Raw genomic sequence first — 16,440 nt, forward strand, 5'->3', positions numbered from 1 at the left:
GGTGACCGCCCTGCGGGCCAGCGCGCCGTCCCGCTCCCTACGACCGACCTGGCCGCAGACGGGTCAGAGCTCCGCGACGAGCTCCTTGCTCGGGGCGCGCTCCCCCACGGGCAGAGGCACCGCGAGGGTGTTGTCCGGCGGGGCGAGCGGGCAGGCCCACGCCGGGTCGTAGGCGCACGACGGGTTGTAGGCGAAGTTGAGGTCGACCACGAGCCGCCCGCCGGCACCCTGGCCGAGGTCCGCACCCTTGATCGTGTCGAGCAGATAGCGTCCGCCGCCGTAGGTGCCGCCGTCCTGCCCGGCGCTCGAGTCCTTGAGCGGCACGAAGATCCCGCCCCCGTAGGAGCGCAGCGCCCAGAGCGACAGCGTCCCCAGACCGTCGAGCTCGACGAGCCCGACCCGTTCGAAGGGCACCACGCCGTCCGTCCCCGTGGCGACGTCCATCCGACCCTCGGGTGCGTCCTGGACCTCGAGCTCGAAGCGGTACGCCGGGTCGTAGGGGGCGACGTGGAGGCCGGTGAACTCTGCCTTGGCCTCGGGACCGAGGGCCGAGGCCGGGTGCGAGGCGAACATCTCGTCGCGGGCACGCACCCACAGCGCGTGGGCGGCCGCCGGGTCCTCGGCCGCGGCGGACCGGACCTGGGCGTAGATCGCCGCGGTCTTGCGTCGCCAGTCGGCGACGGCGAGCACGCTCTGCGCTGCGGGTGTCATCAGGTTCCTCCGTGGTCGGGACCGTCCCATGATTCCCGAGGCAGGCCGTGGCCGCGACCGGGTGGGGCGCACTCAGTCCGAGAGGTTGGTGCTCAGCACGTCGAGCACCCGCGAGCGCACCTGCCGGGACCGCTCCCCCAGCCTGTCGGCGACGACCTCGACGAAGGCCTCGAGGACGATCGCGTGCGGGACCCGCGACGTGTGCTCGAGCTCGGCACGGAACGAGCCCGCCGCCGGGCCGACGACCAGGGCTACGTCGGCGAGGGCTGTGAGCGGCGACTCGACGAAGCTCGTGAGCACCACCACGGGCACACCCGCGGCCCGTCCGGCGCGCGCGACCCGCAGGCTCGACTCGCTGGCGCCCGACCCGGAGACCACGAGGCACAGGTCCGCAGGGGTGAGCTGGGCGGCGGCGATCTGCTGGCCGATCGGGTCGGCCACGCACTCGGTCGGTCGCCCGACGGCCGTGAGCCGCAGGGCGAGGTCGGCGGCGAGCGGAGACGACAGCCCGTTGCCCGTCGCGAGGACCCGCCCGGCTCCGACGCAGAGGGCGACGGCTCGTTCGACGTGCTCGTCGGACAGCACGCTGGTGATCTGCTGGAGGGTCGCGGCGAGGGACTCGACGTGCGTCCTCACACGGCCGAGGGCCGTGTCGGGGTGGGCCGGGGGCTCGGCGCCCAGCGCGAGCTCGCGGGCGAGCGCCACCCGCAGCTGCGGATACCCGCGATAACCGAGCCGCTGGCACGTGCGGATGACCGACGACCGCGCCACCCCCGCCCTGTCGGCGATCTCCTGCGCCGTCGCCTCGACGGCCGCCGCGACGTCGTCGAGGACGAGGTCGACCACGCGTCGCTCGGTCGGCTGGAGGGCGTTGCGGACCGTCGCGATCCGGACCGAGGGCCAGACGTCGGGCCCGGGGTCGGCGTCGGTCGAGCTGCTGGTCGTGCTGGCGGCAGGCTCGGTGCCGTCGGCGGTGACCGTCGGGTGGTCTGCGCCGGGACCCGTGGCGGGCAGGGTAGCGCTCATCGTCCTGTGCTCCCGTCGGTGAGGCGGCGTCGCACCGCGGCGGAGACCGCGTCGATCGCCATCGTCACGACCACGACGACGATCAGCAGCACCCCGACGGTGGACCACTCACGGTACTGGGTGTACGAGGTGAGCATGTCGCCGATCCCACCCACGCCGATGAGCCCGAGGACGGCCGAGGCGCGCACGTTGATCTCGAACCTGTAGAGCCAGAACGAGAAGAAGTCTGTCGCCGCGCTCGGCCACACACCCCAGCGGAGCGCCTCGACCGTCGAGCCACCTGCGGCCCGTACGGCCTCGACAGGACCGTGGTCGACGCCTTCGACGGACTCGTAGCCCCACTTGCCGAGCGTCCCGACGCTGTTGACCGCGAGCGCGAGCGCCCCGGTGAGCGGGGTCAGTCCGGTGACCGACAAGATGATGATGGCGATGATGATCTCGGGGACTGCCCGGATGAGCGAGAAGAGACCGCGGAGCGCGCCTCGCACAGGTGCGGGTCCGTAGCCGCGTGCGGCGAGGAAGCTCAGCGGGAAGGACACGACGATGCCGAGCACCGTCCCCAGCCAGGCCATCTCGACCGAGCGCAGGGTCTGCCGCAGGGCCTCGGGGAGCTTGTCCCACGACGGCGCGGAAAACATGAGGTCGAGGTAGTGGACCACCTGGCCGGGCAGGCTGGCGAGCCGCGACCACTGGATGTCGATCGACCAGAAGGCGACGAGGGCTGTCGCCGTGGCGACGGTGAGGGCCACGGCGCGCAGGACTCGCACGGGCCGGCGAGGTGCGATGACCTCGATCGGGTCAGTGCGCATGGGGGCGAGGGTGGTCATACGAGCCTCCGGCGGACGATCGAGCTGACGAGGTCGATGACGAGCACGGCCACCAGGATCTCGAGGATGATGAGCGAGAGCTGGTCGTACCTGTAGTACGTGCGCACGGCGTCGACGAGGAGCCCGAGACCTCCGGCACCGACGAGTCCCAGGACGCTCGACGCACGCACGTTGAGCTCGAGGACGTAGAGCGTCTGGTTGACGAAGCTCGGCAGCATGTCCGGCAGGGCGATCGTCCGGTTGATCTGGGTCTGGGTACCGCCTGCTGCGCGACCGGCCTCGAGGGGGCCGCGGTCTGAGCCGTCGATGGTCTCGGAGACCATCTTGACGATGATCCCGACGTTGAACAGCACGAGGGCGATGACGCCGGGGAGCGCACCGACACCGACCATCGCGACGAGCACGGCGGCGTAGAGCAGCTCGGGGACGGCCCGGACGACGTTGAGCACGAGGCGCACGGCGCCTCGGGTCCAGCGGTCCGGGTTCGTGGGCCGCGCAGCCCACATGCTCACGGGCAGGGCGACTGCCGCCCCGACGACAGTCGCGACGACGGCCATCTGGAGGGTCTCGAGCATCGGCTCGACGGTCCGCGGGAAGAAGGACCAGTCGGGGCTGAACAGCCTGACGATCCTGTCGGCACCGTTGCGCCAGTTCCGCGCGATGGCGTCGGCGTCGAAGCCGATGGCCCACGGGCTGAGGGTCGCTGCGGTGAGGAGCAGGACGACGGCGAGCGCGGCCCACGGCTTCCAGCGTCCCGCCGGACGGGGCGGCACGGCGAGCGGAGGACGTCCGGCCGTACCGTCACCTGCGGCCGGTGTCCCGCCCGCTGCCTGCGCCCCTCCGGCGGCAGGCACCCCTCCTGCAGCCCCAGGTCTCGGGGTCTGTGTCGTCTTCATCCGCCGAGCACGTCCTGCTGGCGGATGCTGCGCCCGTAGATCTCCTCGAAGACGGCGTCGCTCGCGGTCGCCGCCGGACCGTCGTAGACGACCTTGCCTGCGCGCAGGCCGATCATCCGGGTGCCGTACTCGCGGGCGAGGTCGAGCAGGTGCAGGTTGGTGAGCACCGTGATGCCGAGCTCGGTGTTGATGCGGCGCAGGTCACCCATGACGGCGTGGGCGCTCGGCGGGTCGAGGCTCGCGACAGGCTCGTCCGCGAGGACGATCCGTGGCTGCTGCGTGAGGGCCCGGGCGATCGCGACGCGCTGCTGCTGCCCGCCCGAGAGGTTGCTGGCCCGCTGCCACGTCTTGTCGAGGATGCCGACGCTGTCGAGCGCCTCGAAGGCCAGCTGCTTGTCGGCTGCCGTGTAGGCACCGAGCAGGGTGCGCCAGGTCGGGGTGTGCGCGAGGCGTCCGACGAGCACGTTGTTGAGGACCGTCGTGCGCCTGGCGAGGTTGAAGCTCTGGAAGATCATCCCGATGCTGCCGCGCACGGCACGGGCCTGGCGCCCGGAGAGCCTGCCGAGGGTGTGCTCGCCGACGGTGACCTCGCCCGAGGTCACCGGGACCAGTCCGTTGATGGTGCGGATGAGCGTGGACTTCCCCGAGCCGGAGAGGCCGACGACCGAGACCATCTCACCGGCCTCGATGTCGAGGGTCACGCCGTCGAGGGCGGTCACGCCGCCGGGGTAGCGCACGGTGACGTCCCGCACCCGGACCGGCCAGGAGCGGGACGTCACCTGCTGGGGAGCGAGCGTCACTGGAGACCGAGCTTCTCGGCGGCCTGCGCCACGACGTCGAGCGTGCTCGGGTCGGCCGGGGCCAGCTTGCTGATGGAGTAGATGTCCGTGAGGATCTTCGACCCCTCAGGGGTGCTCGAGTAGTCCGCGAGCGCCGTGGTGATCTTGTCCTGCAGCTCGGGCGAGAGGTCGGCCGAGAGCGCGACGCCGTCGTTGGGGATCTCGTCGGTCAGCGCGAAGACGACGACCTTCTGGCCGACGTCGGGGACGTCCTTGGCGACGATGTCGCGGGCGTCCCAGAAGCTGAAGCCGACCTCGGCGTCGCCGTTGTAGACGGCCAGGACGCTCGCGTCGTTGGTGGTGACCGGGATCTGCTCGATCCCGGTGTCGGTGTCGATGCCCGCGTTCTTCAGCGCGAGGACCGGGTAGATGTAGCCGGCCGGGGACCCGGGGCCGAGGAGCGCGACCTTCGCACCCTCGACCTTGGTGATCGAGTCGAGACCGGCCGGTCCCACGAGGGCGTCGGCGCCGTTGCAGAACAGCTTGCCGTCGCGCTCGACGGGGGTGTCCTCGCAGTACTTGTCGGGGTTGTTCGTCATGAGCTGGGCCGGGTAGGAGATGTTCCCGTTGCGCTCGGTCTGCAGGACGACCGAGGCGTCGTACATGTCCGAGGCCTGCCACAGCTGGAGCGAGGGCAGGAACCCGATCTGCGCCTGTCCTGCGCCCATGGCCTCGACGGCGGCCTGGTAGTCCTTGGACACCACACCGGTGACCTCGATGCCGAGCTCGTCGGTGAGGAAGTCGGTGAGCGGCTTCGCGGTGTCGACGAGACCACCCTGGTCCTGCGAGGGCACGAGGGCGAGGGTGAGCGACGTCGGGTCGGCGGCGGGGCTGCCGTCGGTGCTGCCCGACGCGTCCGAGCTGCAGGCGGCGAGGGAGCCGAGGGTGAGGAGTGCGACGGAGGTGAGTGCCAGCTTCGTGAGCTTCACAGGTCTGCCTTTGCGGTGGTTGCGGTGGTGAGGTGGTGGACAGGACGTGCAGGTGGCGGCTGGTGCAGATGGTGGGGCTCGAGGTCGGCTGCGGCCCAGGCGGTGATGCCGGGGACGAGGCCGCCGAGGGTGTCGGCGCTGTAGGTCGCCCGGACGTCGCCGACGCCGCCTCGGGTCAGGAGCGCTGTCGCGGCGCCGCGGGCCCACACGGGCTCGAGGTCGTTGTGCCACACGTCGCCGACGCTCAGGACGGGGCCGCGGGCGAGCATCTCGTCGGCGAGGGCGTGCATCCCGGTGGGCTTGCCGACCGAGGTGCGGACCTCGTCGAAGGCGTCGGTGACCCCGAGGACCGCCAGCGCCCTGTCGAGCCCTGTGGCCGGGGCGTTCGTGGCGAGCACCAGGTAGGCCTGCGTGCTGAGCCTGCGCAGCCACGAGGCGAGGTCGTCGCGCCCTGCGGCAGTCGTGCCTGCCGACCGGGTGATGACCGGGGCCAAGATCACGGCGTGCTCTGTCGCGAGCAGCTCCCGGCTGGCCAGGTAGGCCGCCGAGAGCACTGCAGAGTCTGCGCCGTGGACGAGGGCGACCTGGCGGACCAGGTCGTAGTCGTCGACCGGGGCGGCTGCCGGCGAGCCGGTCAGCCCTGTGCGGCCGTGCAGACCTGCGGTGACGGCTGCCCGGAAGCCGTCGGCGAGACCAGGTGCGAGACGGACCGCGACCTGCTCTGCGTAGGCGAGCACGGGGCCGTCCCCGACGGTGATGGTGCCGTCGAAGTCGAAGATGATCACGCGGTCGCGTGCCGTTCTCGTCACGTGCCCTCCGGAGCCGGTGCTGTGCGCACCACGGCTGTGGACGCGATGTCCACACTAGGAGGGGTGCATGGACGCTTTGGCTACGGCGCGGTGAACACTGCGTGACGTTCGCGGGACGGTCCGGGGTGGTGGTCCGTCCCGCGCCGGGCCCACCTCGCAGCGCACCCGTCCCAGTCGTGAAAAGATCACCGCATGGAACCGTCCGCGCTCGCCAAGCTGCTCGACCAGGAGGCGTGGGCTCTGCTCAACGCTCTCCCGCCCTACGAGGAGAAGCTCGCGATGGTCCTCTCCGAGCGGCTGCGCGCCAAGGGCTTCGACCCCGAGGTCGTCGCGCTCGTCCTCACCCAGTCGCGGCTGCGCGCCAAGGCCGAGGTCAAGTTCGGACCCTTCGCCGAGGGGATGCTCTTCACCCCCGCCGGCCTCGAGCAGGCGACCCGCCTCGTCGTCGCCGCCCACCACGCGCAGCGGTACCTCGCCGCCGGGGTGACCACCGTCGCCGACCTCACCTGCGGGATCGGCGCCGACTCCATGGCCTTCGCAGGTGTCGGCCTCAAGGTCGTCGCGACAGACCTCGACGAGGCGACAGCCGCCGTGGCCACGGTCAACCTGCGCGCCTTCCCCGAGGCCGTGGTCCGCCACGCCGACGGTCTCGCGCTCGACCTCGCCGCCGAGGGCCTCACCGACGGGACCGGCGGCATCTACGCCGACCCCGCCCGCCGCACCCGATCGGGCAAGCGGATCTTCGACCCCAAGGCCTACGCCCCCGCCCTCGACGACGTGTGGGCGCTGCGCTCGCAGGTCCCGGCCGTCGGCATCAAGGTCGGCCCCGGGATCCCCCACGAGGGACTGCCCGCAGACTGCGAGGCGCAGTGGGTCTCGGTCGACGGGGACGTCGTCGAGGCCGGTCTGTGGTTCGGGCCGCTCGCCCCCGACGGCCCTGGGCGCTCCGCGCTCCTGCTGCGCACCGAGGGTGGCCAGACCCTCGCACGTACCTACCGCGGCGACGGGATCGCCACCGGGACCGGCGAGGGCGAGACCTTGCCTGAGGCCGTAGACGATGCCGAGGGCGTCGGCCGCTATCTCTACGAGCCCGACGGAGCCGTCATCCGCGCCGGCCTGGTCGCCGACGTCTCGCGCGCGCTGAACGGCCGCCTGCTCGACCGCACCATCGCGTACGTCACGACGGACGAGAGGCTCGACGACGGCGAGCAGGTCCCGCTCGCGACCGGGTACAGGGTGCTCGACACCATGCCCTTCGGCGTCAAGCGGCTCAAGAGCTATCTCCGCGCCCGCGACGTGGGACGCGTGACCATCAAGAAGCGTGGCACCGCCGTCACCCCCGAGTCGCTGCGTGCCCAGCTCGCGCTCAAGGGCTCGGCCGAGGCTACGCTCGTCCTCACCCGCGTCGCCGGCGCCCAGCACATCCTGGTCGTCGAGCCCCTCGGCCACCCCGGGCAGCCTGTCGCGCCGCTCACCTCTCCCCCGTCAGACTCGGAGTGACCATGCACCTGCCCTTCGCCACGTCAGAGCGGTCGACCGTCGGGATCGAGTGGGAGCTCGCCCTCGTCGACAAGGACTCCGGCGACCTGCGCCAGGTCGCCCAGCACGTCCTGGACGCCGTGACCCCGGCCGACGGCTCGCAGCACCCGCACATCCGGCAAGAGCTGCTGCTCAACACCGTCGAGGTCGTCTCGGGCGTCTCGCGCACGGTCCGCCAGGCTGGCGACGACCTCGAGCGCAGCATGGACGAGATCCGCGAGCTGACCGATCCCCTGCGGGTCGAGCTCATGTGCGCCGGCACGCACCCCTTCGCCCGGTGGGCCCAGCAGAAGGTCACCGACAAGGAGCGCTACGCCACCCTCATCGACCGCACCCAGTGGTGGGGCCGCCAGATGCTCATCTACGGCGTGCACGTGCACGTCGGCATCGAAGACCGCGACAAGGTCCTGCCCATCTCCCGCGCGATGCTCGGGTACTTCGGCCTGTTCCAGTCGCTGTCCGCCTCCAGCCCGTTCTGGGGCGGCAAGGACACCGGCTACGCGTCCAACCGCGCGCTGATGTTCCAGCAGCTGCCGACGGCCGGTCTCGGCTTCCAGTTCGAGGAGTGGGAGCAGCTCGAGGGCTACGTCGCCGACATGATGCACACGGGCGTCATCGACCAGTTCGACGAGGTCCGCTGGGACCTGCGCCCCTCCCCCAGGTTCGGGACCCTCGAGACGCGCATCTGCGACGGCGCCTCGAACATCACCGAGGTGCTCGCCTTCGCAGCCCTCAACCACTGCCTGGTCGAGCACCTGTCGACGATGCTCGACGAGGGCAAGGAGCTCCCGACCATCCAGCCGTGGTTCGCCCAGGAGAACAAGTGGCGCTCGGCCCGCTACGGCATGGACGCGATCCTCATCCTCGACAGGGCCGGCAACGAAGAGCTCGTCACCGACGCGATCTCGAGGTTGCTCGTCGAGCTCGAGCCTGTCGCCCGGCGTCTGGGCTGCCTCGACGAGCTCGACGGCATCCGGACGATCATGCGCAAGGGTGCCGGCTACCAGCGCCAGCGCGCCGTCGCCCGCCGCAACGGCGGAGAGCTCGACGCCGTGGTGGCCTCGCTCGTCGCCGAGATGCGGGCCGGCAAGCCGTTGTGAGGCTCAGGGGCCCGGGATCCCGCTGAGGCTGCGTCCCGCAAGGGCACCCCGTCGTCAGTCCGCCCGCGCGGTCCGGGCCCTCGGCGCCGAGGAGCCCCGGGACGCCGTCCTGAGGAGCCTGGGCCTAGGGCTCGGGCCCAGACGGTCCGCCTCAGACGCTCACCGTCGTGAGCGGCATCGACGAGTCGACGGGGATGTCCAGGCTCGAGGGCGCGACACCTGCGCGCACCACCGCTGAACCGAGGGCAGCGATCATCGCACCGTTGTCCGTGCAGTAGCGGATCGGCGGGATGCGCAGCGTGATACCAGCCTGCGCGCACCGCTCGGCCGCGAGGTCACGCAGCTGAGAGTTCGCCGAGAATCCCCCACCGATGACGAGGGTGTCGACGCCGTTGCGCTCGCACGCCGCGATCGTCTTGGCGGTGAGGACGTCGGCGACGGCGGCCGCGAAGGACGCGGCGACGTCAGCCGTCGGCAGCGGCGACCCGCTGTCGGTGTGCGCCTCGACCCACCGCGCCACGGCCGTCTTGAGACCGGAGAACGAGAAGTCGTACATGTGCTTGGCCTGGTCCTTCGCCGCGGTCAGGCCGCGCGGGAACCTGATCGCCGTCGGGTCGCCCTCGCGTGCGAGCCTGTCGACGTGCGGGCCGCCCGGGTAGGGCAGTCCGAGCAGACGGCCGACCTTGTCGAAGGCCTCACCGGCAGCGTCGTCGAGGGTCGACCCGAGCTCGGTCACGTCGGTCGCGATGTCGTCGACCAGCAGCAGGGAGGAGTGCCCGCCCGAGACGACCAGCGCCATGAACCGCTCGGGGAACTCCCCGTGCACCAGCTGGTCGACGGCCGCGTGGCCGACGACGTGGTTGACGCCGTACAAGGGCTTGCCGAGCGCGACCGCGAGAGCCTTCGCGGCTGAGGCGCCGACTGTCAGCGGGCCGACGAGCCCAGGTCCGGCGGTGACGGCGATCGCGTCGACGTCGGACAGCCTGACGTCGGCCTCGGCGAGCGCGCGCTCGAGGGTCGGGACCATGGCTTCGAGGTGCGCACGCGAGGCGACCTCCGGGATGATGCCGCCGAAGCGGGCGTGCTCGTCGACCGAGCTGGCGACGGCGTCGACCAGCAGGTCGTTCCCGCGGACGAGCGCGACACCGGTCTCGTCGCACGAGCTCTCGATGCCGAGGATGAGGGGCGCAGACATGCTCCCCAGCCTAGGACACCTCAGGGCTGCGTCCGGTACCGGTCCAGCCGTGACGCTGGCCTCGTCGGGAGGCGGATGGCGCTCAGGACCTCGCCGTCTCAGGCGCCGACGGCCGCCGGACGCTCGGGGTCGTTCGACCACTGAGACCACGAGCCCGGGTACAGCGCCGCGTCGATGCCGAGGCTCGCGAGGACGGCGACCTGGTGCGAGGCCGTGACACCCGAGCCGCAGTAGACCGCGAGCTGCTGGTCCTCCCCCGATGCCAGGTGCGGTGCGCCGCTCAGCACGCCGGCAGCGACGAACCTGTCGAGCAGGGCCTCCGGCGCGAGCGTGCGGCCCGTGGCGTCGAGGTTGCCGGCCGTCGGCAGGCTGACCGCACCAGGGATGTGGCCGGCCCGGGGGTCGACGGGCTCGACCTCTCCGCGGAACCTCTCGCCGGCACGCGCGTCGAGGAGGACACCTGTCGTCGCGACCCGCTGCGCCTCGTCGGCGTCGACCACGGGCAGGTGGCCCGGGGTCAGGACGATCGAGCTCTCGGGGACGACGACGTCGCCGCTCTCGACAGCGCCACCGCGAGCGCGCCAGGCGCTCAGACCACCGTCGAGGATGCGCACGTCGTCGACACCGGCCCAGCGGAGCAGCCACCAGGCCCGCGCGGCCGACATGCCGGACACGTCGTCGTAGACGACGACGGGGACGCCGCGCCGCACACCCCAGCTGCGGGCAGAGTCTTGGAGGGCCTCGAGCCCGGGCAGCGGGTGCCGACCGGCTGCGGGCGACGCTGGGCCTGCGAGCTCGGTCTCCAGGTCGACGAAGACCGCGCCGGGGACGTGAGCCGACTCGTACTGCGCGCGGCCGTCGCTGCGGCCGAGAGCCCACCGCACGTCGAGGACCGTGAGCGGCTTGCCTGAGTCGAGCAGCCCCTGCAGGCCTGCGGGCCCGACGACGACGCGGGCTCGCCGCTCGTCGAGGTCGACGGTGTGGTCGCTCATGCTGTGCCCGCCCGGGCCGCGGCTGCCGCTGCGGCCGCTGCGCCTGCGGGGTCGGAGACCACCGAGGGGCTCGGTGCGGACGTGGGGTTCGGTAAAGAGGTGGTCTCAGGAGCACCGCCCGAGTCCGCCGCTGCGGAGAGGTCGAGGCGCATCGTCCACGCGTCGACGTCTTCTGGCTGGTAGTAGCGCTTGCGCAGGCCGAGCCTGACGAATCCGAACTTCTCGTACATGGTGATCGCGGCGGCGTTGTTCACGGCCACCTCGAGCAGGACGCCTGTCGCGCCGATCTCGCGGGACCTCTCGACGAGGGCTGTGAGCAGCTGCGAGCCGATCCCGCAGTGCTGGGCGCGGGTCGCGACCCCGAGGGTCATCACCTGGGTGATCTCGCCGTCGAACCACAGTCCCGCGTAGCCGACCAGGTCACCGGGACCTGCCCGGTCCAGGCGGACCTCTTCGGCGGCGACGTACCAGCGTCCGAGGCCGCCGAGCTCTTCGGCGAGCATGCCGTGGCTCCACGCGCCACGGCCGAAGAGCTCGACCTCGAGCTCGACCACGCGTGGCAGGTCGCTCGCCCGCAGGGGTCGGACCCTGGCGACGGTCCGTCCCCCGTCGAGGGTCGACGACCCGTCGGAGCCTGGCATCAGGTCGCCCGCTTCGGGGCTGCGGGCTCCTGCGCGTCCGGGCGCCGGAGGTAGAGGGGTTCGCTCGAGAGCTCTTCGCCCTGCGACACCCGGGCCAGGGCGAGGCGCGCCAGGTACGCGGGGTCGGGCAGGCACGGCGCACCGTCGCGGGTGCTCGTGCCCTCGAAGGCCTCGGCGTACAGCTCTGTGCCCTGCCCGACGACCACGGCGCCCTCGGCGAGGCCAGCGGCGACGACGTCGGCCGCCGTGCCGACCTGGGGTCCTGCCATGGTGTGGACGGCGCGGGCACCGAGCACCCCGACCTCGTCGACCGTGTAGCGGGCGTAGTAGACCTCCCGGCGCCGGGCGTCGGCGGCCACGAGCACGTGGGCGTCGTGCGGGAGGTCGAAGACCTCGGCCGTCTCGGAGGCGATCGCGTCGAGGCTCGAGATGCCGAAGACCGGGATCTCGAGAGCCCGGGCCATCGTGCGTGCGGTCACCAGCCCGACGCGCAGCCCTGTGAAGGGTGCCGGGCCTGTGCCGACCACGACCGCCTTGAGGTCGCCGGGGGTGATCCCGGCCTCCGCGAGGACCTCTTCGATCATCGGGGCGAGGAGCTCGGCGTGGCGGCGCTGCTCGACGACCCGGCGTGCAGCGAGCTGCGTGCCGAGGTTGTCGAGGAGAGCGACGGCCACCGCCGCTGACGTGTCGAGCGCTAGAACTGCCACGACCTCAGCCTACTGACTCGTGGCGGTCGGTGGGAGCCGCGGGGTCCTGGGCCGCATCGTCTGCGTCGATCGCACCCGGGAGCTCGAGACCGGCCCACCGCTCGCCGAAGCCCTCGACGGTGAGGCGGCGCGTGCCGGACTCGGCGTCGTCGAGGATCGCGGCGAGCTCGTCCTGCGTCGCGCCAGCGGCCCCGCGCGGGCGGCTGAGCGTGAGCTCGAGCCGGTCCCGGGCGATCGACTCGACGAGGCCGCGGCCCCACTCGACGACAGTCACCGACTCGTCGAGGCTCGCGTCGAGGTCGAGGGCGTCGACCTCGTCGAGGGACCCGAGCCTGTAGGCGTCGACGTGGACGAGGGCGGGCCCGTCCCCGAGCGGCGGGTGGACCCGCGCGATGACGAAGGTCGGCGAGGCCACCTGCCCGCGGACGTCGAGGCCTGCCCCGATGCCCTGCGTGAGCGTGGTCTTCCCGGCTCCGAGGTCACCGGTGAGCATGACGAGGTCCCCGGCCCGCAGCAGGGCTGCGAGCGCGCGGCCGAGCGCACGGGTCGCGTCGGCGTCGGGCAGGTCGATCGTGAGATGAGAGGTGCGAGTCACCCCACCAGTATCTCCGGCGTCAGACCGCAGGACCACCCTGCCGGGCCTCGGGCAGGTCGACGTCGCCGACGTACTCCCGCGGGACCCGGGTGCCGAGGCGGGTGACGATCTCGTAGCTGATGGTCTCGGCGGCGTCGGCCCAGTCCTGCGCCGTGGGTCCTCCGTCGGTCCCCGGGCCGAAGAGCACGACGGTGTCTCCGGCCTGCTCGGCCGCGTCGGGCCCGAGGTCGACGACGACCTGGTCCATGCAGACCCGGCCGGCCACGGCGAGCGTCCGGGCGCTCGCGCCCGAGCCGACCCGGACAGGCCCTCCGGGCCGCCGGGGCAGGTCGCCCGAGGCGTGCCGCGGCACCCCGTCGCCGTAGCCCAGCGGGACGACGCCGAGGGTCGTCCGCTCCGTCGTCGTGTACTGGTGGCCGTAGGACACTCCGCTCCCCTCGGGCACCTCCTTGACCGTCGCGAGGCGTGCCTCGAGGGTCATCGCCGGGACGAGCCCGTAGTCGGCGGCGCTGCCCAGGTCCGGGACCGGGGTGAGCCCGTAGACGGCGAGGCCCGGGCGGACCAGGTCGTAGTGCAGACGAGGATTCGTGAGGGTCGCCGCCGAGTTCGCCAGGTGCCGCACCTCGAGGTGGGCCCCGGCCTGCTCGGCGCGACGGACGGCGTCGTCGAAGACTGCCGCCTGCGCGAGCACCGTGGGGTGGGCCGGGTCGTCTGCGAGCGCGAGGTGCGACCAGATGCCGACGACCTCGACGAGCCCGTCGGACTGGGCTGCGACAGCGGAGGCGAGGACGGTGCCGAGCTCCTCGGGCATGATCCCGTTGCGCCCGAGCCCGGTGTCGACCTTGAGGTGGATGCGGGCCGTCCGGCCCGTCTCCTGCGCCGCTGCGAGCACGGCGTCGAGGGCCCAGGACGCTGAGACCGCGACGTCGACGTCTGCGCGGAGGAGGTCTGCGAGGGGCGCACCGGGGGCGTACAACCAGGTGAGGATCCGCGAGGAGATGCCTGCTGCGCGCAGCGCGAGGGCCTCGCCGAGCTGGGCGGTCCCGAGCCAGGTCGCCCCGCCGGCGAGCGCAGCCCGGGCGGCCGGGACGAGCCCGTGGCCGTAGCCGTCGGCCTTGACGACAGCGAGGACCTGGGCACCGCTCCCGGCTGACGGCGAGGCGGTGCGGAGGAGCGAGCCGACGTTGTCCCGGATGGCCCCGAGGTCCACGACAGCGCGCGCGGGGTAGTAGCTGGTCATGCCCCCACGATCTCACGCACGACCCGCAAGCAGCGGCGAGCGGGGGTCAGCGACGCACGATCCTGTCGGCGCGGGACCTCCCCGGTGCGACGAGCCGGGCGTTGCGCTCGTCGGGCCCGCTCGCCCACGCGCGGGCGTCGTCGGGGCTGCGGCCGTGGCGCTCGAGCCGCGCGACGAGCCTCTCGACCCGGGTCGTCTGCGGGAGGTCCAGGTACCAGACCGTGTCGAGCAGCCCGCGCACCTGGTCCCACCCGTGGTCGTCGTGCAGCAGGTAGTTCCCCTCGGTCACCACGACCCTGGCGTCCGGGCCGACCGCGACGGCCCCGGCGACAGGTTCCTCGATCTCACGACGGAACTCTGGGGCGTAGACCGTACGACCACCGGGGGCCCGCAGCCGCGCCAGGAGCGCGACGTACCCGTCCACGTCGAAGGTGTCCGGCGCTCCCTTGCGGTCAGCGCGGCCGAGCCACTCGAGCTCGCGCTGGGCCAGGTGGAAGCCGTCCATCGGCACGTGGACGGCCGTGGTCCCGGCCGCGAGCAGGGCGCCGACGAGCTCGGAGGCGAGCGTGGACTTGCCGGCACCGGGCTGGCCGGCGATCCCGAGGAGCAGCCGCGGGCGGACGAGGGAGGCGAGCACCTCGTCGGCCAGCTCGGTCACCGAGTAGGACCTGTCGCCGGTCACGTCCTCGGTCTGAGCGGCTCGCGTCACAGGTCGCCGCGCAGCAGGGCGGCGACGGTCCCGGGGACGGCCTCGGCCACGTCGAGCGCCGAGACCGGACCACCAGGGTTGGCCCTGTGGGCTGCTCGGCCGTGCAGCAGAGCCGCGCTGGCCGCGAGGAGGGCAGGCAGGCCCGGGTCACGCACAGCATCCTCCGAGCGGGCGGCGAGCAACGACCCGAGGATCCCTGTGAGCACGTCGCCAGCACCCGCCGTCGCGAGCCACGACGGTCCGTCCGCCTGGGCGTAGGCACCCGAGGGTCCCACGACGACGGTCACCTCTCCCTTGAGCAAGACCGTGGCACCGGTCAGGTCGCGGGCCCGGCGGGCCCAGCGCAGCGGCTCGGCCTCGACGTCGGACCTCTCGACGTCGTCGCCGCGGGACCTGAGCAGCGTCGCGAGCTCGCCGGCGTGCGGGGTGAGGACGACCCAGGGCGGGCAGCGGTCGGGCAGCAGCGGCAGCGCGCCGGCGTCGACGACCACGGGGACGGCGTCACCGACGACGTCGGAGGACAGCTCGCCTGTCGCCTGGGCGAGGGCGTGCCGCACCCGGGTGCGCTGCGACCTGGCGGCGTCACCGTTCCCTGAGTGCCCTGACTGCCCTGCGGGTGCTGCCGGTGCTGCCGGTGCTGCAGGGAGGCCGGGTCCCACGGCCCAGGCCTGGACCCGGCCTGCGGCGGGGACCACCTCGGGCCGCGCGGCGAGGACAGCGGCCGTGACCGACGGGTCTCCCAGGTAGCGGACCATGCCGACCCCCGTGCGGACCGCGCCCGAGACCGTGAGCACTGCAGCCCCCGGGAAGTCTTCGGTCCCGGCCACGACACCCAGCACACCCCGGCTGTACTTGTGCGCAGTCCCTGTCGGCGCGGCGAGCGCCCCCTGGTCCACGAGGTCCTGGGGTGCCAGCCTGCGGACGGCTCCGGGATGCCAGGTGCGGTCGTCGTCGAGACCCAGCCCGATGTCGACCACCTCGACCTCTCCGGCGAGGGCCGCAGCCGGAGGCAGCAGCAGACCGGGCTTCGCGGCGCCGAAGGTCACCGTGCGGTCGGCGCGCAGCACGACGGGGTCGCCCGGCTGCTGCGCCCCGCGGCTCCCGCTCCGTGCGGGGTCTGGTCGCGGCAACGACCCGTCGTCGACCCCGATGCCGCTCGGGACGTCGACCGCGACGACGAGCGGCCTCCGCGGGGCAGTCTCGAGACGCCGGACGACAGCCCGCACGACGTCGCCCGCGAGCCCGCGCAGCCCTCCCGAGGCGCCGATGCCGAGGATCCCGTCGAGCACGACGTCCGCCTCGACGACGTGCCGCGCGACGTCGTCGAAGGTCCGCCCCGCGGCGTGCGTCACGATCCCGCCGGCGGCGCGCAGGGCAGCCAGTCCGTCACGGTGGACCCTGTCGTCGAGGAGCACAGCGCTCAAGCGCACGCCACGACCGGCGAGCCGCGCCCCGGCGAAGAGCGTGTCTCCCCCGTTGTTGCCCGAGCCCACGAGCAGGCAGACGTGCGCCCCCCGGACAGCGCCTCGGGCCGTCCGCAGCTCGCGGAGCACCGCCCCGGCCAGCGCCCACGACGCGCGCTGCATGAGCGGCTCTCCTCGCGCGAGCAGAAGGTCTTCGGCCGCACGCACGGCCCGGGCGTCGTGTGCCTGGATCATCTGGCCATCATGCCGCAGTCGACAGGC

The 16,440-nt window shown here is 72.8% G+C and carries 17 protein-coding genes; 2 read left to right on the forward strand and 15 right to left on the reverse strand.

Features of this window, described 5'->3' with window-relative positions:
* Nucleotides 1-63: 63 nt before the first annotated feature.
* The 7 genes from HZZ10_RS01050 to HZZ10_RS01080 all read right to left on the reverse strand — a co-directional run bounded on the left by HZZ10_RS01050 (nucleotide 64) and on the right by HZZ10_RS01080 (nucleotide 6,037).
* Complete coding sequence (locus tag HZZ10_RS01050; RefSeq protein WP_179912107.1) at nucleotides 64-711, reverse strand: DUF1684 domain-containing protein; 648 nt, start codon at nucleotides 709-711, stop codon at nucleotides 64-66.
* Between the two features lie 72 nt (nucleotides 712-783).
* Entirely contained in the window at nucleotides 784-1,737 is a 954-nt protein-coding gene (locus tag HZZ10_RS01055; RefSeq protein ID WP_228086783.1) for a MurR/RpiR family transcriptional regulator, read from the reverse strand.
* Complete coding sequence (gene phnE / locus HZZ10_RS01060; RefSeq protein ID WP_179912108.1) at nucleotides 1,734-2,564, reverse strand: phosphonate ABC transporter, permease protein PhnE; 831 nt, start codon at nucleotides 2,562-2,564, stop codon at nucleotides 1,734-1,736. The genes HZZ10_RS01055 and phnE (HZZ10_RS01060) overlap by 4 nt, the downstream gene beginning before the upstream one ends.
* Entirely contained in the window at nucleotides 2,561-3,418 is an 858-nt protein-coding gene (gene phnE, locus HZZ10_RS01065) for a phosphonate ABC transporter, permease protein PhnE (protein WP_373367303.1), read from the reverse strand. Before phnE (HZZ10_RS01065) ends, phnE (HZZ10_RS01060) begins: the two co-directional genes overlap by 4 nt.
* Before the next feature lie 38 nt (nucleotides 3,419-3,456).
* A complete protein-coding gene (phnC, locus tag HZZ10_RS01070; RefSeq protein ID WP_056128803.1) occupies nucleotides 3,457-4,260 on the reverse strand; it encodes a phosphonate ABC transporter ATP-binding protein in 804 nt (267 codons plus the stop codon).
* Complete coding sequence (phnD, locus tag HZZ10_RS01075; RefSeq protein ID WP_056128799.1) at nucleotides 4,257-5,228, reverse strand: phosphate/phosphite/phosphonate ABC transporter substrate-binding protein; 972 nt, start codon at nucleotides 5,226-5,228, stop codon at nucleotides 4,257-4,259. Before phnD ends, phnC begins: the two co-directional genes overlap by 4 nt.
* Complete coding sequence (locus HZZ10_RS01080) at nucleotides 5,225-6,037, reverse strand: HAD family hydrolase (protein ID WP_179912109.1); 813 nt, start codon at nucleotides 6,035-6,037, stop codon at nucleotides 5,225-5,227. The genes phnD and HZZ10_RS01080 overlap by 4 nt, the downstream gene beginning before the upstream one ends.
* Before the next feature lie 192 nt (nucleotides 6,038-6,229).
* Between HZZ10_RS01080 and HZZ10_RS01085 the strand changes: the two genes are divergently transcribed.
* Both HZZ10_RS01085 and HZZ10_RS01090 read left to right on the forward strand, forming a co-directional pair.
* Entirely contained in the window at nucleotides 6,230-7,537 is a 1,308-nt protein-coding gene (locus HZZ10_RS01085) for a class I SAM-dependent methyltransferase (protein WP_179912110.1), read from the forward strand.
* A 2-nt stretch (nucleotides 7,538-7,539) separates the two neighbouring features.
* Entirely contained in the window at nucleotides 7,540-8,676 is a 1,137-nt protein-coding gene (locus tag HZZ10_RS01090) for a glutamate--cysteine ligase (protein WP_179912111.1), read from the forward strand.
* Nucleotides 8,677-8,827: 151 nt separating this feature from the next.
* Here the strand turns inward: HZZ10_RS01090 and tsaD are convergent, their stop codons facing one another.
* From tsaD to HZZ10_RS01130, 8 genes are all read right to left on the reverse strand, one after another.
* Complete coding sequence (gene tsaD, locus HZZ10_RS01095) at nucleotides 8,828-9,871, reverse strand: tRNA (adenosine(37)-N6)-threonylcarbamoyltransferase complex transferase subunit TsaD (protein WP_179912112.1); 1,044 nt, start codon at nucleotides 9,869-9,871, stop codon at nucleotides 8,828-8,830.
* 98 nt (nucleotides 9,872-9,969) lie between these two features.
* Nucleotides 9,970-10,863: a sulfurtransferase gene (locus tag HZZ10_RS01100; RefSeq protein WP_179912113.1), complete on the reverse strand. Its 894-nt coding sequence runs from the start codon at nucleotides 10,861-10,863 to the stop codon at nucleotides 9,970-9,972.
* Nucleotides 10,860-11,504 carry a GNAT family N-acetyltransferase gene (locus tag HZZ10_RS01105; RefSeq protein ID WP_056128779.1) on the reverse strand — a complete coding sequence of 215 codons (645 nt, stop codon included), beginning with the start codon at nucleotides 11,502-11,504 and terminating at the stop codon, nucleotides 10,860-10,862. Before HZZ10_RS01105 ends, HZZ10_RS01100 begins: the two co-directional genes overlap by 4 nt.
* Entirely contained in the window at nucleotides 11,504-12,211 is a 708-nt protein-coding gene (gene tsaB / locus HZZ10_RS01110; protein ID WP_179912114.1) for a tRNA (adenosine(37)-N6)-threonylcarbamoyltransferase complex dimerization subunit type 1 TsaB, read from the reverse strand. Before tsaB ends, HZZ10_RS01105 begins: the two co-directional genes overlap by 1 nt.
* 4 nt (nucleotides 12,212-12,215) lie before the next feature.
* Nucleotides 12,216-12,806 carry a tRNA (adenosine(37)-N6)-threonylcarbamoyltransferase complex ATPase subunit type 1 TsaE gene (tsaE, locus tag HZZ10_RS01115; protein WP_179912115.1) on the reverse strand — a complete coding sequence of 197 codons (591 nt, stop codon included), beginning with the start codon at nucleotides 12,804-12,806 and terminating at the stop codon, nucleotides 12,216-12,218.
* A 19-nt stretch (nucleotides 12,807-12,825) separates the two neighbouring features.
* Nucleotides 12,826-14,046: an alanine racemase gene (alr, locus tag HZZ10_RS01120; RefSeq protein ID WP_179912116.1), complete on the reverse strand. Its 1,221-nt coding sequence runs from the start codon at nucleotides 14,044-14,046 to the stop codon at nucleotides 12,826-12,828.
* A gap of 46 nt (nucleotides 14,047-14,092) precedes the next feature.
* Complete coding sequence (locus HZZ10_RS01125) at nucleotides 14,093-14,728, reverse strand: nucleoside/nucleotide kinase family protein (RefSeq protein WP_444547560.1); 636 nt, start codon at nucleotides 14,726-14,728, stop codon at nucleotides 14,093-14,095.
* 23 nt (nucleotides 14,729-14,751) lie between these two features.
* Nucleotides 14,752-16,413, reverse strand: coding sequence for a bifunctional ADP-dependent NAD(P)H-hydrate dehydratase/NAD(P)H-hydrate epimerase (locus HZZ10_RS01130; RefSeq protein ID WP_179912117.1), 1,662 nt, complete (start codon nucleotides 16,411-16,413; stop codon nucleotides 14,752-14,754).
* Nucleotides 16,414-16,440 lie beyond the last annotated feature (27 nt).

The sequence above is a fragment of the Sanguibacter inulinus genome, assembly GCF_013415325.1.
Taxonomy (GTDB): Bacteria; Actinomycetota; Actinomycetes; order Actinomycetales; family Cellulomonadaceae; genus Sanguibacter; species Sanguibacter inulinus.

What these genes read in the sequence shown, in the direction of transcription:
- alr (WP_179912116.1), bottom strand. Translation starts at nt 14,046, where the DNA reads ATGACCAGCTACTACCCCGCGCGCGCTGTCGTGGACCTCGGGGCCATC.
- HZZ10_RS01085 (WP_179912110.1), top strand. Translation starts at nt 6,230, where the DNA reads ATGGAACCGTCCGCGCTCGCCAAGCTGCTCGACCAGGAGGCGTGGGCT.
- HZZ10_RS01055 (WP_228086783.1), bottom strand. Translation starts at nt 1,737, where the DNA reads ATGAGCGCTACCCTGCCCGCCACGGGTCCCGGCGCAGACCACCCGACG.
- HZZ10_RS01050 (WP_179912107.1), bottom strand. Translation starts at nt 711, where the DNA reads ATGACACCCGCAGCGCAGAGCGTGCTCGCCGTCGCCGACTGGCGACGC.
- HZZ10_RS01130 (WP_179912117.1), bottom strand. Translation starts at nt 16,413, where the DNA reads ATGATCCAGGCACACGACGCCCGGGCCGTGCGTGCGGCCGAAGACCTT.
- HZZ10_RS01105 (WP_056128779.1), bottom strand. Translation starts at nt 11,504, where the DNA reads ATGCCAGGCTCCGACGGGTCGTCGACCCTCGACGGGGGACGGACCGTC.
- phnE (WP_179912108.1), bottom strand. Translation starts at nt 2,564, where the DNA reads ATGACCACCCTCGCCCCCATGCGCACTGACCCGATCGAGGTCATCGCA.
- HZZ10_RS01100 (WP_179912113.1), bottom strand. Translation starts at nt 10,863, where the DNA reads ATGAGCGACCACACCGTCGACCTCGACGAGCGGCGAGCCCGCGTCGTC.
- tsaD (WP_179912112.1), bottom strand. Translation starts at nt 9,871, where the DNA reads ATGTCTGCGCCCCTCATCCTCGGCATCGAGAGCTCGTGCGACGAGACC.
- HZZ10_RS01090 (WP_179912111.1), top strand. Translation starts at nt 7,540, where the DNA reads ATGCACCTGCCCTTCGCCACGTCAGAGCGGTCGACCGTCGGGATCGAG.